This window comes from Pseudomonas sp. WS 5021, from assembly GCF_012985535.1.
In the GTDB taxonomy this organism is placed as follows: Bacteria; Pseudomonadota; Gammaproteobacteria; order Pseudomonadales; family Pseudomonadaceae; genus Aquipseudomonas.
The window spans coordinates 185,206-210,706 of the sequence record NZ_JAAQWP010000004.1 but is presented as its reverse complement, the minus strand read 5'-3'; the positions used below and the strand labels follow the sequence as shown (position 1 = coordinate 210,706).

18 protein-coding genes are annotated in these 25,501 nt (G+C 61.9%); 8 read left to right on the top strand and 10 right to left on the bottom strand.

What is annotated here, in order from left to right; all coding sequences use genetic code 11:
* Positions 1-234: 234 nt before the first annotated feature.
* Positions 235-3,723, bottom strand: a complete 3,489-nt coding sequence (gene smc / locus HBO19_RS14445; RefSeq protein ID WP_170043319.1) for a chromosome segregation protein SMC — start codon at positions 3,721-3,723, stop codon at positions 235-237.
* Positions 3,724-3,725: 2 nt separating this feature from the next.
* On the bottom strand, positions 3,726-4,385 hold the full coding sequence (locus HBO19_RS14440) for a GntR family transcriptional regulator (protein WP_169954223.1): 660 nt from the start codon (positions 4,383-4,385) through the stop codon (positions 3,726-3,728).
* 267 nt (positions 4,386-4,652) lie between these two features.
* Here HBO19_RS14440 and xdhA point away from each other — a divergent pair, with 267 nt between their 5' ends.
* The 4 genes from xdhA (at position 4,653) to guaD (ending at position 10,763) form a co-directional block, all read left to right on the top strand.
* Entirely contained in the window at positions 4,653-6,101 is a 1,449-nt protein-coding gene (gene xdhA, locus HBO19_RS14435) for a xanthine dehydrogenase small subunit (RefSeq protein ID WP_169954224.1), read from the top strand.
* Positions 6,094-8,493, top strand: coding sequence for a xanthine dehydrogenase molybdopterin binding subunit (gene xdhB, locus HBO19_RS14430; protein WP_169954225.1), 2,400 nt, complete (start codon positions 6,094-6,096; stop codon positions 8,491-8,493). The genes xdhA and xdhB overlap by 8 nt, the downstream gene beginning before the upstream one ends.
* Positions 8,494-8,608: 115 nt before the next feature.
* A complete protein-coding gene (xdhC, locus tag HBO19_RS14425) occupies positions 8,609-9,451 on the top strand; it encodes a xanthine dehydrogenase accessory protein XdhC (protein ID WP_170057735.1) in 843 nt (280 codons plus the stop codon).
* 7 nt (positions 9,452-9,458) lie between these two features.
* A complete protein-coding gene (guaD, locus tag HBO19_RS14420) occupies positions 9,459-10,763 on the top strand; it encodes a guanine deaminase (RefSeq protein ID WP_169954227.1) in 1,305 nt (434 codons plus the stop codon).
* Between the two features lie 122 nt (positions 10,764-10,885).
* On the opposite strand, the gene HBO19_RS14415 is transcribed toward guaD, so the two are convergent.
* A complete protein-coding gene (locus HBO19_RS14415; RefSeq protein ID WP_057439513.1) occupies positions 10,886-11,650 on the bottom strand; it encodes a GntR family transcriptional regulator in 765 nt (254 codons plus the stop codon).
* Between the two features lie 220 nt (positions 11,651-11,870).
* On the opposite strand from HBO19_RS14415, the gene HBO19_RS14410 reads away from it, so the two are divergent.
* The gene (locus HBO19_RS14410) at positions 11,871-13,061 is read left to right on the top strand and encodes a benzoate/H(+) symporter BenE family transporter (RefSeq protein WP_169954228.1); all 1,191 of its coding nucleotides are present in this window, start codon (positions 11,871-11,873) and stop codon (positions 13,059-13,061) included.
* Positions 13,062-13,114: 53 nt separating this feature from the next.
* Here the strand turns inward: HBO19_RS14410 and HBO19_RS14405 are convergent, their stop codons facing one another.
* On the bottom strand, positions 13,115-13,459 hold the full coding sequence (locus tag HBO19_RS14405; RefSeq protein WP_169954229.1) for a YggL family protein: 345 nt from the start codon (positions 13,457-13,459) through the stop codon (positions 13,115-13,117).
* A gap of 237 nt (positions 13,460-13,696) precedes the next feature.
* Here HBO19_RS14405 and dacB point away from each other — a divergent pair, with 237 nt between their 5' ends.
* Positions 13,697-15,157 (top strand): D-alanyl-D-alanine carboxypeptidase/D-alanyl-D-alanine-endopeptidase, encoded by a 1,461-nt coding sequence (gene dacB / locus HBO19_RS14400; RefSeq protein ID WP_029298225.1) that lies wholly within the window; start codon positions 13,697-13,699, stop codon positions 15,155-15,157.
* Between the two features lie 149 nt (positions 15,158-15,306).
* Here dacB and HBO19_RS14395 read toward each other — a convergent pair whose 3' ends face one another.
* Entirely contained in the window at positions 15,307-17,706 is a 2,400-nt protein-coding gene (locus tag HBO19_RS14395; RefSeq protein ID WP_170057734.1) for a GGDEF domain-containing protein, read from the bottom strand.
* 135 nt (positions 17,707-17,841) lie between these two features.
* Complete coding sequence (rlmKL, locus tag HBO19_RS14390; RefSeq protein ID WP_057439518.1) at positions 17,842-20,112, bottom strand: bifunctional 23S rRNA (guanine(2069)-N(7))-methyltransferase RlmK/23S rRNA (guanine(2445)-N(2))-methyltransferase RlmL; 2,271 nt, start codon at positions 20,110-20,112, stop codon at positions 17,842-17,844.
* A 533-nt stretch (positions 20,113-20,645) separates the two neighbouring features.
* On the opposite strand from rlmKL, the gene HBO19_RS14385 reads away from it, so the two are divergent.
* Complete coding sequence (locus HBO19_RS14385) at positions 20,646-20,861, top strand: ribosome modulation factor (RefSeq protein ID WP_002553055.1); 216 nt, start codon at positions 20,646-20,648, stop codon at positions 20,859-20,861.
* Positions 20,862-20,994: 133 nt separating this feature from the next.
* Here HBO19_RS14385 and HBO19_RS14380 read toward each other — a convergent pair whose 3' ends face one another.
* The 4 genes from HBO19_RS14380 to HBO19_RS28700 form a co-directional block, all read right to left on the bottom strand.
* Positions 20,995-22,020, bottom strand: coding sequence for a quinone-dependent dihydroorotate dehydrogenase (locus HBO19_RS14380; RefSeq protein WP_170057733.1), 1,026 nt, complete (start codon positions 22,018-22,020; stop codon positions 20,995-20,997).
* Between the two features lie 90 nt (positions 22,021-22,110).
* Entirely contained in the window at positions 22,111-22,575 is a 465-nt protein-coding gene (locus HBO19_RS14375) for a transglycosylase SLT domain-containing protein (RefSeq protein ID WP_169954232.1), read from the bottom strand.
* A complete protein-coding gene (locus HBO19_RS14370; RefSeq protein WP_169954233.1) occupies positions 22,572-22,979 on the bottom strand; it encodes a winged helix-turn-helix domain-containing protein in 408 nt (135 codons plus the stop codon). The genes HBO19_RS14375 and HBO19_RS14370 overlap by 4 nt, the downstream gene beginning before the upstream one ends.
* 177 nt (positions 22,980-23,156) lie before the next feature.
* Complete coding sequence (locus HBO19_RS28700) at positions 23,157-24,017, bottom strand: secretin N-terminal domain-containing protein (RefSeq protein ID WP_346266493.1); 861 nt, start codon at positions 24,015-24,017, stop codon at positions 23,157-23,159.
* 246 nt (positions 24,018-24,263) lie between these two features.
* Between HBO19_RS28700 and HBO19_RS14360 the strand changes: the two genes are divergently transcribed.
* The gene (locus tag HBO19_RS14360; RefSeq protein ID WP_169954235.1) at positions 24,264-25,490 is read left to right on the top strand and encodes a CmpA/NrtA family ABC transporter substrate-binding protein; all 1,227 of its coding nucleotides are present in this window, start codon (positions 24,264-24,266) and stop codon (positions 25,488-25,490) included.
* The last annotated feature ends 11 nt before the right edge of the window (positions 25,491-25,501 follow it).

Below are 25,501 nucleotides of genomic sequence, written 5' to 3'. Positions count from 1 at the left end.
AAAAATGCTGAAAAATAAGGGGTTTAGCACCGTGCAAACCGCTTTAAAACGTGGCGCCAACTCTATGTTCTGACTGACGTTTTGCCCACGCATACGAAAAATTGACATTAAACTAGCACGACCAAAGATAACTTTACACAGTTGGCGCAAAATGTGTCGGCTAACGCAGGAATCAGGCTACAAATCATAAGCTTCAAGCCGACACTCTTGCCCCTTGAAGCTAGCAACTTGCCGCTAACTTTCCACCATCGCCATCGCCTCTTCCACATCCACCGCCACCAGTCGCGAACAGCCCGGTTCATGCATGGTCACCCCCATCAATTGATCAGCCATTTCCATGGCGATCTTGTTGTGGGTGATATAGATGAACTGCACCGTCTGGGACATCTCTTTAACCAGGCGGGCATACCGTCCAACGTTAGCGTCATCCAGCGGCGCGTCAACTTCGTCGAGCATGCAGAACGGCGCCGGGTTCAACTTGAAGATGGCAAACACCAGGGCCAATGCGGTCAGGGCCTTCTCGCCGCCGGACAACAAATGGATGGTGCTGTTCTTCTTGCCCGGAGGCCGCGCCATGATCGTTACCCCTGTATCGAGTAGATCTTCGCCCGTCAGTTCCAAGTAAGCGCTGCCACCACCGAAAACTTTTGGGAATAAGGCCTGTAAACCGCTATTAATCTGATCAAAGGTATCTTTGAAGCGGTTTCGGGTCTCTTTGTCGATCTTGCGAATGACGTTTTCCAAAGTGTCCAGGGCTTCCACCAGATCGGCGTCCTGGGCATCCAGGTAACGTTTGCGCTCGGACTGCTGCTGGTATTCGTCGATGGCCGCGAGGTTGATCGCCCCGAGTCGTTGAATACGTGCGCCAATGCGCTCAAGTTCTTCCTCGGCGTCCTTCTCGTTGGCCTGGGCGGTCAGGGTATTGAGTACGCCGTGTAGGTCGTAGCCATCTTCCAGCAACTGGTCTTGCAGGGTTTTGCGGCGCACCGTGAGGGCTTGCCACTCCATGCGCTGCTGTTCGAGCTGGCCGCGGATCAATTGCGACTGCTGCTCGGCCTGGGTCCGGCGCTTTTCTGCGTCGCGCAGTTCGCGGTCGGCGTCTTCCAGGGCGATTTGTGCGGTCTTGAGTTCTTCGTCGACGCTCATGCGTTTATCGAGCAACTCTTCGAGCTTCAAGCGCAGCTCTTCCAGCGGCGCCTCGCCCTCCTCCAGGTTGAGGCTCAGTTGCTCGCGCTTTTCCGTCAGGCGTTCGGACTGCATCTCCAGGCGCTCAAGGGCCTGGCGCGTGGAATCGTGCTGGGCGCGCAAGGAGCCCAGGCGCACGGCCAACTGGTGGGCATGATCCTTGTGCTGGCGCGCTTCCTGGCGTACCCGGTCGAGGCGCTCGCGCAGGCTGTCACGCTGGGCCAGCAACAGTTCGCGCTGCTCGGTATCGAGGGCCATGCTGTCGAGGGCCTCCTGCAATTGCAGGCGTGCCTCACCGACTTGTTCGTGTTCGAGGGCGCGCTGTTCGCCCATTTCGGCCACTTCTTCGTCGAGCCGGGTGCGGCGCAGGGTCAGCTGTTCGGCCTTGGCCTTGCTGGCCGAGAGCTGGGCTTTCAATTCGCCCTGCTGGCGCGCTTCGTCCTGCAACAGGCGGCGCAAGTGTTCGCGGCCGGTCTCTTGCTGGCGCTGAGTGGCGCGCAGGGTTTGCAGTTGGGTTTCCAGGGACTCAAGGGTGGCTTCGCGCTCTTCACGCTCGGCACTCAAGTTGACGATTTCCTGGCCACGGGCCAATACGCCACTTTCGGCTTCACTGGCGCGGCGCACCCGCAAAAAGTGCCGGCCTACCCAGTAGCCGTCGCGGCTGATCAGGCTTTCGCCAGAGATCAATTGGCCACGCAGCGCCAGGGCCTGTTCCAGCGAGTCCACCGGTTTGACCTGGCCCAGCCACGGCGCCAGATCAATCTGCGCCTCGACTTTATCCAACAGGCTGCCGGGCACGCGGGTGCCATCGGCTGCCGGGCTGAGCAGGCGCAAGTCGCCTTGTGTGAAGCCCGCCAGGTCAAAGCCGCCAAAATCGTCCACCAGCACCGCTTGCAGGTCCGCACCGAGCACGGTTTCCACAGCCAATTCCCAACCAGCTTCAACCTTCAAGCCTTCGGCCAGGCGCGGGCGCTCGGCCAGGTGCTGGTCGCGCAGCCATTCGGCGGTGCCGGTGCCTGGGTCCAATGCGGCCTGCTGCAAGGCTTCAAGGGAGGCCAGGCGCCCGTTAAGGCGCTGTAAATCGCCCTGGGCCTGCTGTTGCGCCTGGGTCGCCTGCTGCAGCTCCTGACGCAATTGCTCCAGGCGTTCCACTTGTTGTTCTTCGCTGGCCTCCAGCTCTTCCAGGGTCATTTCGCTTTCGGCCAACTGCTCGCTCAGCGCCATGATCGCCGCGTCTTCCGGAGCGGAGGCGAGCAACGCGCGCTCCTCCAGGACCCGGCGCTGACGCTCGGCCAGGCGTTCCATACTGGTTTCCAGTTGCTGGATGCGCGACTGCTGCACCTCAGCCTGGCGCCGTGGCTCGGCGGAGCGCAGGTTGAACGCGTCCCACTGCTCCTGCCAGCCGTGCATGGTGGTTTCCGATTCTTCCAGGGCGGCGGCGGCTTCTTCGGCGGCGGCGCTGGTGATTTCCTGCTCGGGGGTGAGCATGTCCAGCTCTTCGCCGAGGGTCAGCAGCAAGGTGCGGTCGTGGCCCAGGTGGGACTCGGTTTCCAGCCGCGCCCGCTCCGCTTCCTTGAGGTCATCCTGCAACTGGCGCAGGCGCTGCTGGCCGTGCTGGATGCTCTGCTCGACCCGCGCAATGTCGCCGCCCACCGAATAGAAGCGGCCCTGCACCAGATTGAAGCGCTCGGACAGATCATGGTGACCGTCACGCAGGCGCTCGATGCTGGCGTCGGCATTGCGCTGCTCGGCCACCAGGGCTTCGAAGCTGATTTCCTGGGTGCCGATGATCGCTTCGCGCTGGCCCACCTGGTCATTCAAGGCCTGCCAGCGTAGGGCCGAGAGTTGTGCCTTGAGCTGGCGCTCTTCGCCTTTGTATTCCTGGTATTTCTCGGCGGCCTGGGCCTGGCGATGCAGGCGCTCCAACTGGCGCTCCAGCTCTTCACGCAGGTCGGTCAGGCGCGCCAGGTTTTCGTGGGTGCGGCGGATGCGGTTCTCGGTCTCGCGCCGGCGCTCCTTGTACTTGGAGATGCCGGCCGCTTCCTCGATAAAGTTGCGCAAGTCCTCGGGCTTGGCTTCGATCAGCTTGGAGATCATGCCCTGCTCGATGATCGAGTAGCTGCGCGGGCCCAGGCCGGTGCCGAGGAAGATGTCGGTGATGTCGCGGCGCCGGCACTTGGTGCCATTGAGGAAGTAACTGTTCTGGCTGTCGCGCGTCACTTTGCGGCGGATGGAAATTTCTGCGTAGGCCGCGTATTCGCCCACCAGGGTGCCGTCGGAGTTGTCGAACACCAGTTCGATGCTGGCCTGGCTCACCGGCTTGCGGCTGGTGGAGCCATTGAAGATGACGTCGGTCATCGACTCGCCACGCAGGTTTTTTGCCGAGCTCTCGCCCATCACCCAGCGCACGGCGTCGATAATGTTCGACTTGCCGCAACCATTGGGCCCGACCACTGCCGCCATGTTACTGGGGAAGTTCACCGTAGTCGGGTCGACGAAGGATTTGAACCCCGCCAGTTTGATGCACTTGAGCCGCACGCTTAGGCGTCCGCCAGGGCTGCGATAACCAGGGTGCAACTGCGCTGGCCATAGGCCGACAACACTTGGCGAATCTGCGGCAAGTCACGGGCCAGTACGGCAGCGAGCAGTTGCTCGAACAGCACCAGGTACTCGCTCATGGACGCCTTGCGTTGATCCAGGGCCAGGTAATAGGCGCGATTCATCGCCGGCTGCAGGTTCTCGACGGTTTCCTGCAGGTACGGGTTGTTGGCAAAGGGGTATGCGGCGCGCATGACATTGAAGCATTCCTCGACAAAGGCGCGGATGTCCTGGCGTTCGAAATTGCTCACCAGTCGTTGCTGGATCTGCACGAACGGCGCCATGTCGACCTGGGTCTGCCAGCCTTCGGCAACCGCGTTGCCCAGCAGGATGTACAGCTCGCTCATCAGCGTGCACAGGCTCTGCACCTTGTGTGCGGTGAGCTCGGTGACGTGGGCGCCACGGCGCGGCAGGATGGCGATCAGGTGCCGCCGCTCGAGGATCAGCAAGGCTTCGCGCACGGAGCCACGGCTGACATTGAGTGCCAGCGTGACTTTCTGTTCCTGGATCCGCTCCCCAGGCTTGAGATCGCCGCGAATGATGCGTTCGGCGAGGTGGTGAGCGATTTGCTCGGCGAGACTATCCGGCGCCTTGAACGTCATGTTTTCCCTTCAAAATCGTCTATCGGTACAAGGGCGGCAGTGTAGCGCAATCACTGGGCCAGCAACGCCGAATTTGGCATGAAATAAGCAGACGATAAAGCCCAGGCGCCCCTGAAAACGGCGGTTACAGGGATCTGAACCATAATCAAAGGTGTTGCAATCGCATTTTCTTGACCTTCTGGTCAGAAAATCGTTGACCGAAAAGTCAGACATGACTAGATTCGGCGCAAAGCGGTTAACAACAATAATGAGTCTGCGAGGCCTTCCGTGATCCAGTTTTTACTAAACCAGGAGCTCCGTAGCGAGCACGCCCTGGACCCGAACCTGACTGTGCTCAACTACCTGCGTGAGCACCTGGGCAAATCCGGAACCAAGGAAGGCTGCGCCAGCGGCGACTGTGGTGCCTGCACCGTGGTGGTCGGCGAGCTGCATACCGATGAGCAAGGTGCCGAGCAAATTCGCTATCGCAGCCTCAATTCGTGCCTGACGTTTGTCTCGTCCCTGCACGGCAAGCAACTGATCAGCGTCGAAGACCTCAAGCACCAGGGCCAGCTGCACAGCGTGCAACAGGCGATGGTCGAGTGCCATGGCTCGCAGTGCGGTTTCTGCACGCCGGGCTTTGTGATGTCACTGTTCGCCCTGCAAAAAAACAGCGACGCCCCGGACAGCGCCAAGGCCCACGAAGCCCTGGCCGGCAACCTGTGCCGCTGCACCGGCTACCGGCCGATCCTGGCCGCCGCCGAACAGGCCTGTTGCAACAAGCCCCAGGACCAGTTCGATAGTCGCCAGGCGCAGACCATCGCCCGCCTCAAGGCCATCGCCCCGACGCAAACTGGCGAACTGAACAGCGGCGACAAACGCTGCCTGGTGCCCCTGACCGTCGCCGACCTGGCCGACCTCTACGACGCCTACCCACAGGCCCGGCTGCTGGCCGGCGGCACCGACCTGGCGCTGGAAGTGACCCAGTTCCACCGCACGCTGCCAGTGATGATCTATGTGGGCAACATCGAGTCCATGAAGCGCATCGAGACCTTTGACGACCGCCTGGAAATCGGCGCCGCCACCGCCCTCTCCGACTGCTACAGCGCGCTGCACCATGAATACCCGGACTTCGGCGACCTGCTGCACCGCTTCGCCTCCCTGCAAATCCGCAACCAGGGCACCCTCGGCGGCAATATCGGCAACGCCTCGCCCATCGGTGATTCGCCGCCGCTGCTGATCGCCCTCGGCGCGCAGATCGTGCTGTGCAAGGGCAGCGTGCGCCGCACCCTGGCCCTGGAAGACTACTTTATCGATTACCGCGTCACTGCCCGCCAGGACAGCGAGTTCATCGAAAAAATCATCGTACCCAAGGGCCACGCGCTGTTTCGTGCCTACAAGGTTTCCAAGCGCCTGGACGATGACATCTCGGCGGTGTGCGCGGCGTTCAACCTGAAAATCGACAACGGGGTGATCAGCGATGCCCGCGTCGCCTTCGGCGGCATGGCCGCCACGCCCAAACGCGCGCAACACTGCGAGACGGTGCTGATCGGCGCCACCTGGAACAGTGCCACCGTGGAGAAAGCCTGCGCGGCCCTGGCCGAGGATTTCACCCCGCTGTCGGACTTTCGCGCGAGCAAGGAATACCGCCTGCTCAGCGCACAGAACCTGCTGCGCAAATACTTCATCGAACTGCAAACGCCGCACATCGAGACTCGGGTGACCGCTTATGTCTAACCATCACGCCGTGGTAAAAACCCAAGCCGAAATGGCCGCGCTGTTTGCCCAGGACCTGACGTCCGGGGTCGGGCGCAGCGTCAAGCATGACAGCGCCGCCAAGCACGTGTCGGGCGAAGCGCAGTACATCGATGACCGCCTGGAATTCCCCAACCAGTTGCACCTGTATGCGCGCATGTCCGACCGCGCCCATGCCCGGATCCTCAGTATCGACACCGCGCCCTGCTACGCCTTCGAGGGGGTGCGCATCGTCATCACCCACGAAGACGTACCGGGCCTCAAAGACATCGGCCCGCTGATGCCCGGCGACCCGTTGCTGGCCATCGACACCGTGCAGTTCGTCGGCCAGGTGGTGCTGGCCGTCGCCGCCCGCGACCTGGAGACCGCACGCAAGGCCGCCATGGCGGCGGTGATCGAATACGAAGACCTGGAGCCGGTGCTGGATGTGGTCGAGGCCTTTCGCAACAAACATTTCGTGCTGGACAGCCACACCCACCAGCGCGGGGATTCGGCGGGCGCCCTGGCGAGCGCGAAACACCGTATCCAGGGGACCCTGCATATCGGCGGCCAGGAACACTTCTACCTGGAGACCCAGATTTCCTCGGTGATGCCCACCGAAGACGGCGGCATGATCGTCTACTGCTCCACCCAGAACCCCACCGAAGTGCAGAAACTGGTGGCCGAAGTGCTGGACGTGTCGATGAACAAAATCGTCGTGGATATGCGCCGCATGGGCGGTGGTTTTGGTGGCAAGGAAACCCAGGCGGCCAGCCCGGCATGCCTGTGTGCAGTGGTCGCGCGCCTGACCGGCCAGCCGACCAAAATGCGCCTGCCACGGGTCGAAGACATGCTGATGACCGGCAAGCGCCACCCGTTCTACATCGAATACGACGTGGGCTTTGACGACAACGGCCGCCTGCACGGGATCAATCTGGACCTGGCGGGTAACTGCGGCTGTTCGCCAGACCTGTCTAACTCGATTGTCGACCGCGCGATGTTCCACTCCGACAACTCGTATTACCTGGGCGACGCCACCGTCAACGGCCATCGCTGCAAGACCAACACCGCCTCCAACACCGCCTACCGTGGCTTCGGCGGCCCGCAAGGCATGGTCGCCATCGAGGAAGTGATGGACGCCATCGCCCGCCACCTGGCGCTGGACCCGCTGGCGGTGCGCAAGGCCAATTACTATGGCAAGACCGAGCGCAACGTCACCCACTACTACCAGACTGTCGAGCACAACATGCTCGAAGAGATGACCGCCGAGCTTGAGGCCAGCAGCCAATACGCCGAGCGCCGCGAAGCGATCCGCCTGTACAACGCCCACAGCCCGATCCTGAAAAAAGGCCTGGCGCTGACCCCGGTCAAGTTCGGTATTTCGTTTACCGCCAGCTTCCTCAACCAGGCCGGCGCCTTGATCCATATCTACACCGACGGCAGCATCCACTTGAACCACGGCGGCACCGAGATGGGCCAGGGCTTGAACATCAAAGTCGCACAAGTGGTGGCCGAGATTTTCCAGGTGGAAATCGACCGGGTGCAGATCACCGCGACCAACACCGACAAAGTGCCCAACACCTCGCCGACCGCCGCCTCCAGCGGTGCCGACCTCAACGGCAAGGCCGCGCAGAATGCCGCCGAGACCATCAAGCAGCGCCTGGTGGAATTTGCCGCGCGCAAATACGACGTCAGCGAGGCCGATGTTGAGTTCCACAACGGCCATGTGCGGGTGCGCGAGCTGATCCTGACGTTCGAGGAGCTGATCCAGCAGGCGTATTTCGCCCAGGTGTCGCTGTCGAGTACCGGCTTCTACAAGACCCCGAAAATCTTCTACGACCGCAGCCAGGCGCGGGGTCGGCCGTTCTACTACTTCGCCTTCGGTGCGGCCTGCTGCGAAGTGATCGTCGACACCCTGACCGGCGAGTACAAGATGCTGCGCACCGACATCCTCCACGACGTGGGCGCCTCGCTGAACCCGGCCATCGATATCGGCCAGGTGGAAGGCGGTTTTATCCAGGGCATGGGCTGGCTGACCATGGAAGAGCTGGTGTGGAACAACAAGGGCAAATTGATGACCAATGGCCCGGCCAGCTACAAGATCCCGGCGGTAGCGGACATGCCCCTGGATTTGCGGGTCAAGCTGGTAGAAAACCGCAAGAACCCGGAAGACACGGTGTTCCACTCCAAGGCCGTGGGTGAGCCGCCATTCATGCTCGGAATTGCCTCGTGGTGCGCGATCAAGGATGCGGTGGCGAGCCTGGGTGACTATCGCCATCAACCCAAGATCGATGCACCGGCGACCCCGGAGCGGGTGTTGTGGGGGTGTGAGCAGATGCGCCAGTTGCAGGTGGCGACGGTGGGTGAGGCAGAGACCGAGATGGCTTCGCTCTAGACCCAGGTGCTGCCATCGCGGGCGAGCCCGCTCCCACATCTGGATTGCATTCCCCTGTGGGAGTGGGCTTGCCCGCGAAGACGGCCGAACTGACAACAGCAATGTTGAGGTAGACATGAACAACTGGATCAGCGCCCTCGCCGACCTGCAACACCAGGGTGAACCCTGCGTGCTGGTGACCATCATCGAAGAACTCGGCTCCACGCCGCGCAACGCCGGTTCCAAGATGGTGATCAGTGCCGCCCGGACCTTCGACACCATCGGCGGCGGCCACCTGGAATACAAAGCGATGCAGATCGCCCGCGAGATGCTCGCCAGCGGTCAGCACAACACCCATCTGGAGCGCTTCAGCCTGGGGGCCAGCCTCGGCCAGTGCTGCGGCGGCGTGACCGTGCTGCTGTTTGAGCCCATGGGCCAGGTGCAGGCGCAGATTGCCGTATTCGGCGCCGGCCATGTCGGCCGCGCGCTGGTGCCACTGCTGGCCAGCCTGCCATGCCGGGTGCGCTGGATCGACTCGCGGGAACAGGAATTCCCGGAGCATATCCCCCAGGGCGTGCGTAAAATCGTCAGCGAAGAGCCGGTCGATGAAATTGCCGACCTGCCGGCGGGCAGTTACTGCATCGTCATGACCCACAATCACGGGCTGGACCTGGAACTCACCGCCGCCCTGCTCAAGCGCAATGACTTTGCCTACTTCGGCCTGATCGGCTCGCAGACCAAACGCGTCAAGTTTGAACACCGCCTGCGTGAGCGCGGCTTCGAGGCCGCGCAGTTACAACGCATGCGCTGCCCCATGGGCCTCACCGAGGTGAAGGGCAAATTGCCGGTGGAAATCGCCATTTCCATCGCCGGCGAGATCATCGCCACCTATAACGCCAATTTCGGCCAGCACACCGCGAGTGCCGAACCCATTGCCAAACTGCTGCCGGCCTCGCGCCGCAGCCAAGCTATCAATTGAGACGACCATGCCTTTGACTCGCAAAGCCTACCGCGCCGCCATCCTGCACAGCCTCGCCGACCCTGCCGTGGTTGGGATCGACGCCTCCTACGAGTATTTCGAAGACGGCCTGCTGGTGATCGACAACGGCCAGATCAGCGCCCTGGGGCATGCCAGCGACTTGCTGCCGACGCTGGCGGCCGATATCGAAATCACCCATTACCAGGACGCGCTGATCACCCCCGGCCTGATCGACACCCATATCCACCTGCCGCAAACCGGCATGGTCGGGGCCTACGGCGAACAACTGCTGGATTGGCTCAACACCTATACCTTCCCTTGCGAAAGCCAGTTCGCCGACAAGGCCCACGCCGAAGAAGTGGCGGATATCTTTATCAAGGAACTGCTGCGCAACGGCACCACCACCGCCCTGGTGTTCGGCAGCGTGCACCCGCAATCGGTCAACTCATTCTTTGAAGCCGCCGAGAAACTCGACCTGCGCATGATCGCCGGCAAGGTGATGATGGACCGCAATGCGCCGGACTACCTGACCGACACCGCCGAGTCCGGCTACCAGGAGAGCAAGGCGCTGATCGAGCGCTGGCACGGCAAGGGCCGTTTGCACTACGCCGTGACCCCGCGCTTCGCGCCTACCAGCACACCGGAACAGTTGACCCTCGCCGGGCAATTGCTGGGGGAATACCCGGACCTGTACATGCAGACGCACATCAGTGAAAACCTGCAGGAAGTGCAATGGGTCAAGGAGCTGTTCCCGGAGCGCAGCGGCTACCTGGACGTGTACGACCACTACAAGCTGCTGGGGGAACGTTCGGTATTCGCCCATGGCGTGCACCTGTGCGACGACGAATGCGCGCGACTGGCGCAAGCGGGTTCAGCAGTGGCGTTCTGCCCGACGTCGAACTTTTTCCTCGGCAGCGGCCTGTTCAACCTGCCGATGGCCGAGAAGCATCAGCTCAATGTGGGCCTGGGCACGGACGTGGGGGGTGGCACCAGTTTCTCGCTGCTGCAGACCCTGAACGAGGCCTACAAGGTCATGCAATTGCAGGGCGCGCGGTTGAGTCCGTTCAAATCGCTGTACCTGGCGACCCTGGGCGGTGCCAAAGCGCTGCGCCTGGAAGACAAGATCGGCACCTTGCAGCCGGGCACCGATGCCGACTTCCTGGTCCTGGACTACAACGCCACGCCACTGCTCAGCTATCGCCTGAAGCAGGCCAAGAACATTGCCGAGACGTTGTTTGTATTGATGACACTGGGGGATGATCGGGCGGTGATGCAGACGTATGCGGCGGGCAATCTGGTACACCAACGCTGACCCAAAGAACACCACAAAACCCTGTAGGAGCTGGCTTGCCAGCGATAGCATCACCGCGGTGAACAGATACACCGCGGTGCCTGCATCGCTGGCAAGCCAGCTCCTACACAGTTTGATCGGGTTTACAACTTGATCGAGGAGCGGCCCGGCTTCTTGGTCTGCAGCAAATGCGAGAACACCGCATGCAAATCATCCGACGCGCTTTCCTCATCGAGGTTGAGCTTGCTGTCGATGTGATCCATGTGGTGCATCATCAGGTTCACCGCCAGCCCCACGTCCCGGGCTTCGATGGCATCGATCAACTGGGTGTGCTCGTCGTAGGAACAGTGCGAGCGGTTGCCGCTTTCATACTGGGCGATGATCAGCGAAGTCTGGGACACCAGGCTGCGTTGGAAGCTGATCAGCGGGGCATTCTTCGCCGCCTCGGCCAGCTTGAGGTGGAACTCGCCGGACAACCGGATACCCGCGCCACGGTCGCCACGGGAGAAGCTGTCGCGCTCATCGTTGACCATCTGCCGCAACTCGGCCAACTCTTCGGTGGAGGCATGCTGCACCGCCAGTTCGGTGATAGCCCGCTCGACCAGGCGCCGGGCGAGGAATACCTGGCGGGCTTCCTCGACACTTGGGCTGGCCACGACCGCACCCCGATTGGGGCGCAACAACACCACGCCTTCATGGGCCAGGCGCGACAAGGCGCGGCGGATGATGGTGCGGCTGACGCCAAAGATCTCGCCCAGTGCTTCTTCACTCAATTTGGTACCGGGCGCCAGGCGTTGTTCGAGGATGGCCTCGAAGATATGCGCGTAGACGATATCGTCCTGGGTTCCACTGCGACCGGCCTTACCGGCTCGCGGCTGTTTCTTGAGGGGCTGCAACTGTTCGTTCATGGGCACTCGGGTCGGGAGAACGGCGGCGAATTGACGTTGACTGTAATAAGGGTATAGCGGGTCGCTGGCAAGTATCGCGTAAAAACAGCGCACATTGTACACAACCCGTTGCGCCAACACACTGTACGGCTGTTTGCGCGGCCGGCTGTATTGCAACAGTCAGTTACGTTTGAGTTTAGGCTTGATTCCACGATTTCCCAGGTACAAGGAACACCGCCCCATGACCGACGCGACCCAGGCGCCCCTGCGCCCACTGGCCGACACTTCACCCTCGGCCATTGTCGCCGGCTTCATCGCCATGATGACCGGCTACACCAGTTCGCTGGTGCTGATGTTCCAGGCCGGCCAGGCTGCCGGCCTGACCACCGGGCAAATCTCCTCGTGGATCTGGGCGATCTCCATCGGCATGGCGGTGTGCAGCATCGGCCTGTCCCTGCGCTACCGCACGCCCATCACCATTGCCTGGTCGACCCCCGGTGCGGCGCTGCTGATTACCAGCCTGGGCGGGGTCAGCTATGGCGAGGCCATTGGCGCCTACATCACCTGCGCGGTGCTGGTGACGATCTGCGGCCTCACCGGCAGCTTTGAGAAACTGGTGAGGAAGATCCCCGCCTCGCTGGCCGCCGCGCTGCTGGCCGGGATTCTGTTCAAGATCGGCAGCGAGATTTTCGTCGCCGCGCAGCACCGCACCGCCCTGGTACTGGGCATGTTCTTTACCTACCTGATCATCAAGCGCCTGTCGCCCCGGTATGCGGTGCTGGCGGCGCTGCTGATCGGCACCGCCTTGTCCGGGCTGATGGGGCTCCTGGATTTCAGCGGGTTCAGCCTGGAAGTGGCGACGCCGGTGTGGACCACGCCGCACTTCTCCCTGGCGGCGACCATCAGCATCGGTATTCCGCTGTTCGTGGTGGCGATGACTTCGCAGAACATGCCGGGGGTCGCGGTGTTGCGCGCCGATGGCTACGATGTACCGGCCTCGCCACTGATCACCGCCACCGGCCTGGCCTCGCTGGTGCTGGCACCGTTCGGCTCCCACGGCATCAACCTGGCAGCCATCAGTGCGGCCATCTGCACCGGGCCTCACGCCCATGAAGATCGCAACAAGCGCTACACCGCCGCGGTGTGGTGCGGGATTTTCTACGGTATCGCCGGGGTATTTGGCGCAACCTTGGCGGCCTTGTTCGCCGCATTGCCCAAGGAGCTGGTGCTGTCGATCGCGGCATTGGCGTTGTTTGGCTCGATCATCAATGGCCTGAGCATCGCCATGAATGAGCCCAAGGAGCGGGAAGCCGCGCTGATTACCTTTATGGTCACGGCATCGGGGCTGACGCTGTTTTCCATCGGTTCGGCATTCTGGGGGATTGTGGCGGGGGTGTTGACGCTGGTGATTCTGAACTGGCGCAAAGCCTGACTTTAATACCCTGAAACGAAAAAGCGACCCGGGAGGGTCGCTTTTTCATGACATCAGACAGCCGGGTTGATCGGCTTTTCTGGGTGCCAGGCGTCCAGCAGTTCGCTGACTTCAACGCGGGTCAGCTCTGGGCGAGCCTTGAGCCACGCTTCGACAACTGCACGCTGCTCAGGGGTAACCGAACCACGGGTGGCTTTGCAGACCAGACCGAAGTCGTCGCCGCCCACGTAGTCCAGGCCATTGCCATCCATCGCTTCGGTCAGGAAGGCGTCGATGAAAGCGTCAACCGCTTTGTCGTCCAAACCTTCTTTGAAATCCAGGTTCAGTTCGAAACCCAGCTCTTGAAATTCATCAACGCACAGTTTTTTGCGCAGACGCCGGGAACGGTTAGTCGCCATTGGAACAATCCTCTTAAGTATTAACGGCCGGCACTCTACCAGTTTAAGGCGCTGATTGCCCGGCAATCCAAGACGGGTGGCACGATAGCGCGAAAAAAAACCGTGATTTGCAGCTATCGTTGAGGCACAAGTAGCTCCACCTTGGGGCATAATGCCGACACTTTCATGACCACTGGGGGATTTTCTTACATAGCCCCCGCTATATTCACCCTCCTATGCAGTAGGGTCTTACTTCTTATGATCAAATCCTTGCGTCCATTGTTACTCGCCAGTTTCCTTTTGCCCCTGGCCCTCTCTGTCACCGCCGCCCCGATCAATACCACCTTGCCACCTAAAGTCCAGGAAGCCCTGCAGAAAGCCAAGCTGCAGAACAATGCACTGTCCCTGGTGATGATTCCGCTCAATGGCCCCGGCACTGCCACGGTGTTCAACGCTGACGTCTCGGTCAACCCGGCGTCGACCATGAAGCTGGTCACCACCTACGCTGCCCTGGAAATGCTCGGCCCCAATCATCAATGGAAAACCGAGTTCTACACCGACGGCACCCTCAGTGGCGGCGTCCTGCGGGGCAACCTGTACCTCAAGGGCGGCGGCGACCCCAAGCTGAACATGGAAAAACTCTGGCTGCTGATGCGCGACCTGCGTGCCAATGGCGTACAGCAAGTCACCGGTGACCTGGTGCTGGACCGTGGCTTCTTTATCCAGCCGCAATTGCCGGAATTCAACGACGACGGCAACGACGCCAACAAACCGTTCCTGGTCAAGCCGGACGCCCTGCTGGTCAACCTCAAGGCCCTGCGTTTCGTGACCCGCAACGATTCAGGACGGGTGTTGGTGTCGGTGGAACCGCCGATTGCCAGCATCCAGATCGACAATCAGGTCAAGGCCACCAACGCCAAGCAGTGCACCGGTGACGTGCGCTACAACCCGGTCACCGCCGCCGATGGCAGTGTCACCGTGACCGTCAGCGGCCAGTTGGGCGATGGCTGTAGCTCGCAGACATATCTGTCGCTGCTCGACCATGCCACCTACACCGCTGGTGCCGTGCGCGCGATCTGGAAAGAACTCGGCGGCACGATCCAGGGCCGCGACGTGCTGGCCCCAGTGCCGAAAACCGCCAAGGTCCTGGCCCGGGCGTTCTCCCCGGACCTGGCCGAGATCATCCGCGACATCAATAAATACAGTAACAACACCATGGCCCAGCAACTGTTCCTCAGCCTCGGCGCGCAATACCGCAACGATGCCGATGGCGACGATGCCAAGGCTGCGCAGCGTGTGGTGCGCCAGTGGCTGGCGAAAAAAGGCATCACCGCGCCGCACCTGGTGATGGAAAACGGCTCCGGCCTGTCCCGTGCCGAACGGGTCAGTGCCCGGGAAATGGCGACCATGTTGCAGGCTGCCTGGAGAAGCCCGTACGCGGCAGAGTTCATCAGCTCGATGCCGATTGCCGGCAGTGACGGCACCATGCGCAAGCGCCTGAAGACCACGGCCCTGCGTGGCGAAGCCCACGTCAAGACCGGCACCCTGAACACCGTGCGCGCCATTGCCGGCTTCAGCCGTGATAACAATGGCAATACTTGGGCGGTGGTGGCGATTCTCAACGATCCGAAGCCTTGGGGTGCTTCATCGGTGCTCGACCAAGTGCTGCTGGACCTGTATCGCCAGCCGAAGCTGGCAGCAGCGGCACCAGGTCTATAGATGCGGACTCAATGTGGGAGCGGGCTTGTGTGGGAGCGGGCTTGCCCGCGATAGCTGTGGGTCAGTCAGCACATTTGGCACCTGATACACCGCCATCGCGGGCAAGCCCGCTCCCACACAAGCCTGCTCCCACATTCGGTATACGGTACTCAGGCAGGCATGCGCTGCGCCTCGACCCGATCCCGGCCCGCCTGCTTGGCCGCATACACCGCCGAATCCGCACGCAGCAACAAGCTATCCACCCCCTCATCGACCCGCCAACTGGCCACGCCGAAACTGGCCGTTACCGTGCCGACGCCGTCCATTGGTGTACTGCGCAGCACTTCCCACAACTCAACGGCCAGGCTGTAGGCCTGAACGCCATCGGTGTTCGGACACAACACCATGAACTCCTCACCGCCCAGGCGACAGAACACATCGCTGCGGCGCACACGCAGGCGGATACGCCGGCACAGCTCCTGCAGCACGCCATCCCCCGCCGCGTGCCCATGCTGGTCATTGATACGTTTGAAGTGATCGATATCCAGCATGATCACTGCCAGTGCTCCCGACGTGCGCCGCACCCGGCTCATCTCGGCCTTCAGCCGGTCCTGGAAATAGCGACGATTATGGATACCCGTCAACGAATCGGTGATGGACAACGCCCGCAACTCTTCCTCTACCCGCTTGAGATCGGAGATATCCGACACATAGCCATGCCATAGCGTACCGCCGCCAGGTAACTCTTCCGGCGTCGCCTCGCCGCGAATCCAACGCAGGCCCCGACCTGGCAGTTGCACCCGGTACTCTTCACGCCAGTGGCTCAATTGCAGCGCTGACAGGCGGATGGAGGCGCGGATGCGCTCGGCGTCCTGGGGATGAATTCGCTCGAAGACTTGCTTGGCATCCTGTTGCAGCAACCCCGGATCGATTTCGTAGATATCGCGAATACCGTCGCTGGCGTAGATAAACCGCCAATTGTCGTTGGGCTCCAGGGTGAACTGGAAGATCCCGCCCGGCACATGGGCGCTGAGTTTTTTCAGCAACCGATCCCTGGCCGCCAGGGCCTCATAGGCGCGTTTCTGTTCGGTGACATCCAGGCAGATCGCCAGGTGCCCGACCCACAAACCATGCTCATCAAGCAAGGCTGTGGCCAGCATATTCACGGTCAACTGGCTGCCGTCCTGGCGCACCAGCGTCCACTCCCGGGCCTCATGCAGGCTGTCGGCGCCCTCCACCAGCATCGCCTGGCCGGGCATGATCCGCTTGCCGAGGGCATGGCTCAGTTGCATGGCACGGGTTTCCAGCTCCACCGCCAGGTGCAGGCTTTCGAGGGTCATGTGGCCCAGCACCTGGTCAGCCGGATAACCCAGCATTTGCTCGGCGCCGGCATTGAAGGTGCTGATCACGCCCCGCAAATCGGTGGCAATGATCGCCACCTGGGTCGCGGCGTTGAGCACACTGCGCAACTGGCCGTGGGCACCGCGCAACTCGTACTCGCGCTGGTGCAATTGCCCGGTGCGTTGCTGCACCAGCCGCACCGCCCGTTGACGCTGGCTGACCAGCACATAGAGCAAGGCACTGAGTAACAGGCTGAGCAAACAGCCCATGGTCAGGATACTGGCGACGGAGGAATGATTGGCCTGGGCGAATACCTGGCTGGGGCGCAGGCTCAGGGCGTAGACATGATCCCCAAGGGTCAGCCGGCGGATCGCTTCCAGGCCACTATCGCCCAGGGCATTGTCCGACGCATACAACACCCGCTGCTGGGTATCGGAAGTATCCACAATCTGCATCACCAGGTTGTCCCGCGCAGGTTTGGGCAGACCGTCGGCGACCAATTGGCGCATGCTGATCACCGCCATGACGAAACCGTAGGGTTCGTTGTAGGGCATTTGCGCGGTGGGCGCTCGAGTGACGGGCGCCACCAGCAACACCCCCATGGCATACGCCGGCTCGACGCCCACCAGCGACATCGGTTGGGACACGGCGATGGTGCCGGAACGGTACGCCCGCTCGACCGTCGATCGGCGCAGTGGCTGCGCCAGCAAGTCAAACCCCAAGGGTGAGCCGAGCAGGCTTTGGGTCTGGCTGTACAACACCGGCACATATTCGTCGCGCTCGCCCGCCGTCACCAAAGTCCCGGCTTCGTTCAGCTCGCGAATGGAGAACGACATGCCACGCTGGAGTGACACTTGCTGTTCAAAAGCCTGGCGCTGATCGCGAAATATCCGTGGCGCCCAGGCGTAGGCACGCGCGCGCAACAGTAGCGGCTGGGCGAACCCATCGAACTCTTCGCGGGAAACATCATGGGAGTTGACGAAAAAACGCCGCAGGCTGCCCAGGCGCTGTTCCTGGTCTTCAAAACGCTCTTCCAGGCGGCTATAGCGTTCGTTGACCAACAACTGAAAACGCTGGCGGACCTCCTGGTGATGCAGGTCGGCCGTGGCCAGCGCCAGTACGCCGGTAAGCGCCACACCCACCAGCAAGACCACCAAAGCCACCAGCCAAGCCGACGCCTGTTCGCTGATAAATCCCAGTATTTTCGGGCGGACGGCTTGCAACGGCATAGGCAAAACTCGCAACACCAGCGTGCAGGGGCGCCACTTTGGCTAAGAGAATAGTTATAGCCATCGAGCCCACTTTTGACCAGCGCAAAAAAGCCGCGAGCCCGGAAAAATCCAGGCTCGCGGCTTCAAGGTCGATCAGCGTGCGGTGATTTTCCAGGCGCGGTGGATTTTCGGGTTACGGGCGAAATCCGGATCGATGGTTTTGTCGCTGATTTCCTCGACGGCATAGCGCTCGCCCAGGTTGTCTTCCAACTGGAACTTGCGGAAGTTGTTGGAGAAATACAGCACCCCGCCCGGTGCTAGGCGGGCCATGGCCAGGTCCAGCAACTGCACGTGGTCACGCTGGACGTCAAACACGCCCTCCATGCGCTTGGAGTTGGAGAAGGTTGGCGGATCGATGAAGATCAGGTCGAACTCATCACGACTGGCTTCCAGCCACGCCATCACATCACCCTGCTCCAGGCGGTTCTTGTCGGAGAAGCCATTGAGGGACAGGTTGCGACGTGCCCAGTCCAGGTAGGTTTTCGACAAATCGACGCTGGTGGTGCTGCGCGCACCGCCTTTGGCCGCGTGCACACTGGCAGTGGCGGTGTAGCAATACAGATTGAGGAAGCGCTTGCCGGCGGCTTCTTTCTGGATGCGCATGCGCATCGGGCGGTGGTCGAGGAACAGACCGGTGTCCAGGTAGTCGGTCAGGTTGACCAGCAACTTTACCCCGCCTTCGCTGACTTCCGTGAACTTGCCCTGGGCACTCTGGCGCTCGTACTGCTTGGTGCCGCTCTGGCGCTCGCGGCGCTTGACCACCACACGGCTCTTGTCGATGTTCAGCGCCTGGGGAATTGCGGCCAGGGCATCGAACATGCGCGCCGAGGCTTTTTCCGGGTCGATGGATTTGGGTGCCACGTATTCCTGGACGTGCACCCAGTCGTGGTACAGATCGATAGCCATGGAGTATTCCGGCATATCGGCGTCGTACACACGGTAGCAATCCACACCCTCGCGCTTGGCCCACTTGCCTAGCAACTTGAGGTTCTTTTGTAGGCGGTTGGCAAACATCTGCCCGCCTTCGCTCAAGCGCGCCTGCTCGACCACCGGAGCCGGTGCCGGCGCGGGTTTGATCGGGTTACCGTTCTTGTTGTACTGGCGCTCTTGCGGCTCGGTCGGGGCCTGGTCGTAAGCGGCTTGCTCACGTTCGGCCTGGCGCTGTTCCGGGGTGCGGCGCTCGCCGGTGACGAACTGGTCCGGGTTGACCTTGATCAGCAGCAGCTTGCACGGCAAGGCGCCGTTCCAGAACGAGTACTGCTTGTGGCTGCGGATACCCATGCGCTTGCCCAGGTCTGGCGCGCCGGTGAACACCGCCGCTTCCCAGCCCATGCACGCCTGGCGCAGACGCTCGCCAAGGTTCTGGTAGAGGTACAACAGGCTGGCTTCATCACCCAGGCGCTCGCCGTACGGCGGGTTGCAGATGACCAGGCCTTTCTGGTTCTGGTCCGGGCGCGGTTCGAAGGTGCCGACTTCACCCTGGTAGATCTTGATCCAGTGGCTCAGGCCGGCGCGCTCGATGTTGTTGCGCGCGGGCTGGATCAGACGCGGATCGGCTTCGTAGCCACGGATCCACAGTGGTGGCTTGTTCATGCCGATAGCCGCACGCTCGCTGGCCTCGGTGTGCAGTTTTTTCCACAAGGCCGGCACGTGGCCGAGCCAGGCGGTGAAGCCCCACTGCTCGCGATTGAGGTTGGGGGCCATGTCGGCGGCGATCATCGCGCCTTCGACCAGGAAAGTGCCGACGCCGCACATCGGGTCAGTCAACGCGCCGTTTTCAGCGGCAATGCGCGGCCAGCCGGCACGAATCAGAATTGCCGCCGCGAGGTTTTCCTTCAACGGTGCCGCACCCTGCTGCAAGCGGTAACCGCGCTGGTGCAGGCTATGGCCGGACAGGTCAAGGGAGAGGATCGCTTCGCCACGGTCCAGGCGCAGGTGAATGCGCAGGTCGGGGTTGATCTTGTCGATGGACGGACGTTCGCCGGTCGGGGTACGCAGCTTGTCGACAATCGCATCCTTGACCTTCAGCGCGCCGAAGTGAGTGTTGTCGATACCCGAGCCATGGCCGCTGAATTCCACCGCGAGGGTGCCATCAGGGACCATATGGTCTTGCCATTCGATATCCAGCACGCCGTGGTACAGGTCTTCGGCATCCTTCATCGGGAAGCGCTTGAGTACCAGCAACACGCGGTTGGCCAGGCGCGACCAGAGGCACAGGCGGTAGGCGGTTTCCATGTCGGCCATGCCGCGCACGGCCGAGGTGTGCTCGCGCGCGTCTTCAAGGCCAAGCCCGACGGCTTCCTCGATCAGCAGGCCTTCGAGGCCCTTGGGGCAAGTGAGGAAGAGTTCGTAACGGTCCGACATGGGCATTCCAGGCTTTTCAGCAATAAGTGAACGGGCGACGCATCGCGCGTTCGGTTTTCAATCAAGCGCTTTTCTTGAAGAGCGCTCGCGTGGCACGAATGTGTGCCGTTCCACCCCGGTCTCCTGGCCTATTGGCCTTGATTGCCGGGGCAGAGAGATAATTTGTGCAACAAAATGAAATATTCTGACCCTTCGTCGAATAATAACCGACTGCAAGCGGCGGGTATTCTCACTAAAGGATTAAACCCATCCTCTATACAGGGCACATCATAGCTGGCTTTGCCCTGTAAATGGGGCGAAAAGCCATCCCAGCTTATGGCTATAGCATCGTTATCGTTACGTGCTTATGACAAAACGATCATTGAATCCATGTGACCTATTGGTTAGAACTCAACACAGGTTAGCGCCGCAACGACGCTGACACAGAGGCTCGCCACGCCGGCAGCGAGCCACACCAACGGCAGAAAAACTCTGCCCGGCCTCGGATGAGGTCGAAGGATATCAAGACAGTCAACAAGTGAGGGAAACACCCTATGAGAAGACTTAAGCGTGATCCGTTGGAAAGAGCATTTTTACGCGGATATCAGTATGGCGTTCATGGCAAATCCCGTGAGCTTTGCCCCTTTACTCTACCGTCGGTACGCCAAGCCTGGATTAACGGCTGGCGCGAAGGACGCGGCGACAATTGGGACGGTATGACCGGCACTGCGGGGATCCACAGACTCAACGAACTTCACGCCGTCGGCTAATCAGGGCACTTAATTCCGACAACCACCTTGAAGAATGTAACGACTTAACCACGCACGCCCCATCCGGGCGGCGGGCTTCGGCCCAGGGGCTCCTTCGAGGAGCCCTTTTTTATGGGCCGGCTCCTACAGGGGCTCAGGATTTGGAGAGCGCCGCGATAGCGTCGACCGATTGGCGAATCAGCGCTGGCCCCTTGTAGATAAACCCGGAATACAACTGCACCAGGCTGGCCCCTGCGGCGATTTTCTCGGCAGCGTGCTTGCCTTCTGTGATCCCGCCCACGGCGATGATCGGCAAACGGCCGGCCAGTTCGGCCGCCAGCACCTTGACGATATGGGTGCTCTGGTCACGCACTGGCGCACCGGAAAGGCCACCGGCTTCGTCACCGTAGGCCAGACCTTCAACGCCGACACGGCTGAGGGTGGTGTTGGTCGCAATCACCGCGTCCATCCCCGAATCCACCAGAGCCTGGGCCACCAGCACGGTTTCTTCGTCGCTCATGTCCGGGGCGATCTTGATTGCCAACGGCACGCGCTTGCCGTGGCGTACCGCCAGGTCTTCCTGGCGCTGGCGCAGGGCTTCGAGCAGTTGCTTGAGGGAATCGCCAAACTGCAGGCTGCGCAGGCCCGGGGTGTTGGGCGAACTGACGTTGACTGTCACATAGCAGGCGTGGGCGTAGACCTTGTCCAGGCAAGTCAGGTAGTCATCCACCGCACGCTCCACCGGGGTATCGAAGTTCTTGCCGATATTGATCCCGAGGATGCCCTTGTACTTGGCGGCCTGTACCCGGGACAACAGGTGGTCAACCCCCAGGTTGTTGAAGCCCATGCGGTTGATGATCGCCTCGGCTTCCGGCAGGCGGAAAATGCGCGGCTTGGGATTGCCCGGCTGCGGGCGCGGTGTGACGGTGCCGATCTCGACAAAACCGAACCCCAACTGCGCGAAGCCATCGATGGCCGCGCCATTCTTGTCCAGGCCAGCCGCCAGGCCCACCGGGTTGGGAAAATCGAGCCCCATCACCGACACCGGCATCTTCGCCGGCGCCTTGCACACCAGGCCATTGAGCCCCAGGCGGCCACCCGCGCCGATCAGGTCCAGGGACAGATCGTGGGAAGTTTCCGGGGAGAGTTTGAACAACAGCTGGCGGGCCAGGGTATACATGGGCGGGCTTGACTCGGATGGCGGCAAAAGGTGGCGGCGATTATAGCCGGGGTGGCGGGTCCGTGCGAGGCATGGCACACCGCCGGTCGATCATCCATTGCGATGGGCCATCAACTCTTCATAGCGGCTCCAGATCTTCTGCGCGTAGCGCAAGCGCAACGCGTCACGCTCGGCCCCCGCCCCAGGCCCGACGTTATAGGCGCCCACGGCAGTCCAGTTGTAGCCAAACTGCTTGATGAAGCCGGCCAGGATCGAGGCCCCCACCTCGACCGACAGACAGGGCTCATCCAACAGGCGCTGCTCGGTAATGCCCTGCTTGAGCAGGCGAGGCAGATGGATGCTGTTGATTTGCATCAGGCCAATATCATAGGTGCCGTTGTTATTGCTGTAGTTCATGGCCTCGGCGCGGTAGCCGGACTCCACAGCGGCAATCGCCTGCAACAGTTCCGGCTCGATATCGTATTGACGAGCGGCCTCGGCCCAGCAGTAAGCCCGGGCTTCGCCTGCCCCGCCCAGGCAAAGCAACAACAGTCCCAGCCGGCAGGCGCGTTTCATGCCCGCTCGCCATACCATCCACAGGCAGGGCACGCACGGGGCGCTTTGCCCGCCGCCTGCGCCGGGCCAGGTGGCTCGATCACCCGCACCCGGCCATTGAAGCGATAACCGCGGCCATACACGGTCGCGATCAACGCCCGATCGCCCTCCAACTGCTTGCGCAGCGCGTAGATGCACCGGGTCAGGGATTCTTCGGCGATATCGGTATGGGGCCAGACCTGCTCCAGCAGGTGGTCCTTGCTGACCAGCACGCCGGGCGTGGCCAGCAACAGGCGCAACACGTGACATTCCTTGGGTGGTAACTGAATGTCGCGACCTTCAGTGGTCAACCTGCCATCCGCCTGCAACCTCCAATGACCAAAGGCGAGGGACGCCGCCATCAAGCCCTCAACTGCAACAACCATTCAAACCTCTGTACCTGTCTGCGGACATTCACGGCGCCCTGATTTTCCATAGCGCACCGTCTGGGAGATAGGGCGACTATAGAAACCCGCAGCCAGTTTCACGTTAGGAAAAAGCCCGCTGCTTCGAAGTTTTCCGGGAGTGTTGCGTAGGAACTTTCGAAGTCTGTACAAACCCCGCTACGGCTCAGCGATCCGCGCAAATGCACGCCGCACACGCTCGTATTGCTCGGCACTCAAGGGCGTCGAAGTGACGGAATGCGCGGGTGTGTCCAGCTCAGCCACCAGTTTTTTGATCAGCCTCAACTGCTGCTCACTGCCTTTGACCAGCAGGCTGTTGGTCTCTGGGTAGGCGATTACCACCGCGCCGGTGCCGGCCTTGCGCCCCAGCGTGGCGAGCTGTTTCTCGAGCAGCGTGGCGACACCCGGCACGGTGATGGTCTGCGAGCCCATGTCATACCGACGGTCCGAGACGTCGGCATTCTGCACCTGGACTACGCCCACTTCAGGCGGGGCCTCGCGTCGCGCCGGGCGCGGGCGATCCATCAACTGGGCCAGGCGCAGGACGTGGTCGACGTAATTGGCGGGCCCCGACACATAAAACAATCGGGCGCCGGCCTTGCGCAGGGGGTAACGCGCCTCTTCGAGCCCCGCGCGGCGCATGACCTGGCGCAATCGGTCGACGGTCATGTAGCGCAGGGTCACCCCGGAACTCTTGGCCTCGCTGGCGTCGTAGAGATGCAGCACCTGGCCGTCGCTGTACCAGATCAGATCGTGCTGCAACGCCACGCTCTCCAGGACCGCTTGTGCATGGGCAAAATCAAAATGCCCGGTAATGCGCTTGCCCGCCGCCAGTTTGCTGACCACGATGGGCTGGCCCAGGGGCACCGCAAGCCGTCTGAAGAAGCCTTGTAGGCTTTCGTCCCACATCAGATAGGACTCGCCCATGGCCGGCAAGGCATTGAGCATCAACAGCCCGCCCAGCAGCCAGCGCCGTAAAAAGCCACGACAGGTCGTTGCAGTAGATCGATCAAGGAGCACGCCGGGTTTCCTGGACGGTGTTGCGTGAAAGAGCGCCATAGTGAAAGCCCACCCGGGTGCAATCTTGATGAAAACCTGATCAACCACCACTCGCCCGGGCGCCGTGGCATGTGCCTTGCTTTGCCCTACCCAGCGCAGCCCGCGCCAACGCCGGAACGGGCTCACAGACAAAGGCGTCGTTGCCTGCCGCGGCTTGCATGCCGCCTGGCATGACGACGCCTTTTTTCATACAGAAGGTAGGTGTAGATGAGTGATCAGCTCGGCAACAGCCAGGCCAACAACCCTCTGGCCTGGGTCAACGGCAGCGATGCCCCGGAAAAGAGCAGCCTCGACCTGGGCTTCATGGCCTTGAGCGATTGTGCCTCGCTGGTGGTCGCGGCGACCCAGGGGTTTGCCCAGCCCTACGGCCTGACGCTAAACCTCAGGCGCCAGTCATCCTGGGCCGGCCTGCGGGACAAGCTGGTCAGCGGCGAACTCGACGCCGCCCACAGCCTGTACGGCCTGATCTATGCGGTGCACCTGGGCATCGGCGGCGTTGCGCCGACCGACATGGCGGTGCTTATGGGCCTGAACCAGAACGGCCAGGGCATCAACCTGTCCCAGGGCCTGCAGCACCAGGGCGTGACCAGTCCTGAGGCACTGGCGCGCAAGGTGCACCAAAGCCGGACAAAACTGACCTTCGCCCAGACGTTTCCTACCGGCACCCACGCCATGTGGTTGTATTACTGGCTGGCTAGCCAGGGCATTCATCCATTGCGGGATGTGGACAGTGTGGTAGTGCCGCCGCCGCAGATGGTCGCGCACCTGCAAGCCGGGCGGATCGACGGCCTGTGTGTCGGCGAACCCTGGTGCGCCAGCGCGGCGCAACAGCACCAGGGTTTTACCCTCGCCACCAGCCAGGCGATCTGGCCGGACCACCCGGAGAAAGTCCTGGGCTGCACCCAGGCGTTTGTCGAGCAGTACCCCAACACCGCCCGGGTGCTGGTGATGGCGGTCCTGGAAGCCAGCCGCTTTATCGACGACAGCATCGAAAACCGACGTTCCACCGCGCAACTGCTGAGCGCCCGGGAGTACCTGGACGCCCCGCTCGACTGCATCGAGCCACGGCTGCTGGGCGCCTATGCCGACGGCCTGGGCAACCACTGGCAGGACGCGCACGCGCTGCGCTTCCATGGCGAGGGCGAGGTCAACCTGCCGTACCTGTCCGATGGCATGTGGTTCATGACCCAGTTCCGCCGCTGGGGCCTTTTGCGGGAAGACCCCGATTACCTCGCCGTGGCCCGCCAGGTGCAACAACTGGATCTCTATCGCCAGGCCGCAAGCGCCGTGGGCGTGGCGGCCATGGACACGCAGATGCGCAGCAGCCAATTGATCGACGGCAAGGTCTGGGACGGCTCGGACCCGGCCGGTTATGCCCGCAGTTTCCGCCTGCATGCCCTGGCCGACGATGTCGTCCGCCAGGCATTGCGCTGATGGGAGGCCAC

Excerpts from the sequence above, each read along its gene's own strand:
- HBO19_RS14440 (WP_169954223.1), bottom strand. The coding sequence starts at position 4,385 with ATGACGTTCAAGGCGCCGGATAGTCTCGCCGAGCAAATCGCTCACCAC.
- xdhB (WP_169954225.1), top strand. The coding sequence starts at position 6,094 with ATGTCTAACCATCACGCCGTGGTAAAAACCCAAGCCGAAATGGCCGCG.
- xdhC (WP_170057735.1), top strand. The coding sequence starts at position 8,609 with ATGAACAACTGGATCAGCGCCCTCGCCGACCTGCAACACCAGGGTGAA.
- guaD (WP_169954227.1), top strand. The coding sequence starts at position 9,459 with ATGCCTTTGACTCGCAAAGCCTACCGCGCCGCCATCCTGCACAGCCTC.
- HBO19_RS14415 (WP_057439513.1), bottom strand. The coding sequence starts at position 11,650 with ATGAACGAACAGTTGCAGCCCCTCAAGAAACAGCCGCGAGCCGGTAAG.
- HBO19_RS14410 (WP_169954228.1), top strand. The coding sequence starts at position 11,871 with ATGACCGACGCGACCCAGGCGCCCCTGCGCCCACTGGCCGACACTTCA.
- HBO19_RS14405 (WP_169954229.1), bottom strand. The coding sequence starts at position 13,459 with ATGGCGACTAACCGTTCCCGGCGTCTGCGCAAAAAACTGTGCGTTGAT.
- dacB (WP_029298225.1), top strand. The coding sequence starts at position 13,697 with ATGATCAAATCCTTGCGTCCATTGTTACTCGCCAGTTTCCTTTTGCCC.
- HBO19_RS14395 (WP_170057734.1), bottom strand. The coding sequence starts at position 17,706 with ATGCCGTTGCAAGCCGTCCGCCCGAAAATACTGGGATTTATCAGCGAA.
- rlmKL (WP_057439518.1), bottom strand. The coding sequence starts at position 20,112 with ATGTCGGACCGTTACGAACTCTTCCTCACTTGCCCCAAGGGCCTCGAA.
- HBO19_RS14385 (WP_002553055.1), top strand. The coding sequence starts at position 20,646 with ATGAGAAGACTTAAGCGTGATCCGTTGGAAAGAGCATTTTTACGCGGA.
- HBO19_RS14380 (WP_170057733.1), bottom strand. The coding sequence starts at position 22,020 with ATGTATACCCTGGCCCGCCAGCTGTTGTTCAAACTCTCCCCGGAAACT.
- HBO19_RS14375 (WP_169954232.1), bottom strand. The coding sequence starts at position 22,575 with ATGAAACGCGCCTGCCGGCTGGGACTGTTGTTGCTTTGCCTGGGCGGG.
- HBO19_RS14370 (WP_169954233.1), bottom strand. The coding sequence starts at position 22,979 with ATGGTTGTTGCAGTTGAGGGCTTGATGGCGGCGTCCCTCGCCTTTGGT.
- HBO19_RS14360 (WP_169954235.1), top strand. The coding sequence starts at position 24,264 with ATGAGTGATCAGCTCGGCAACAGCCAGGCCAACAACCCTCTGGCCTGG.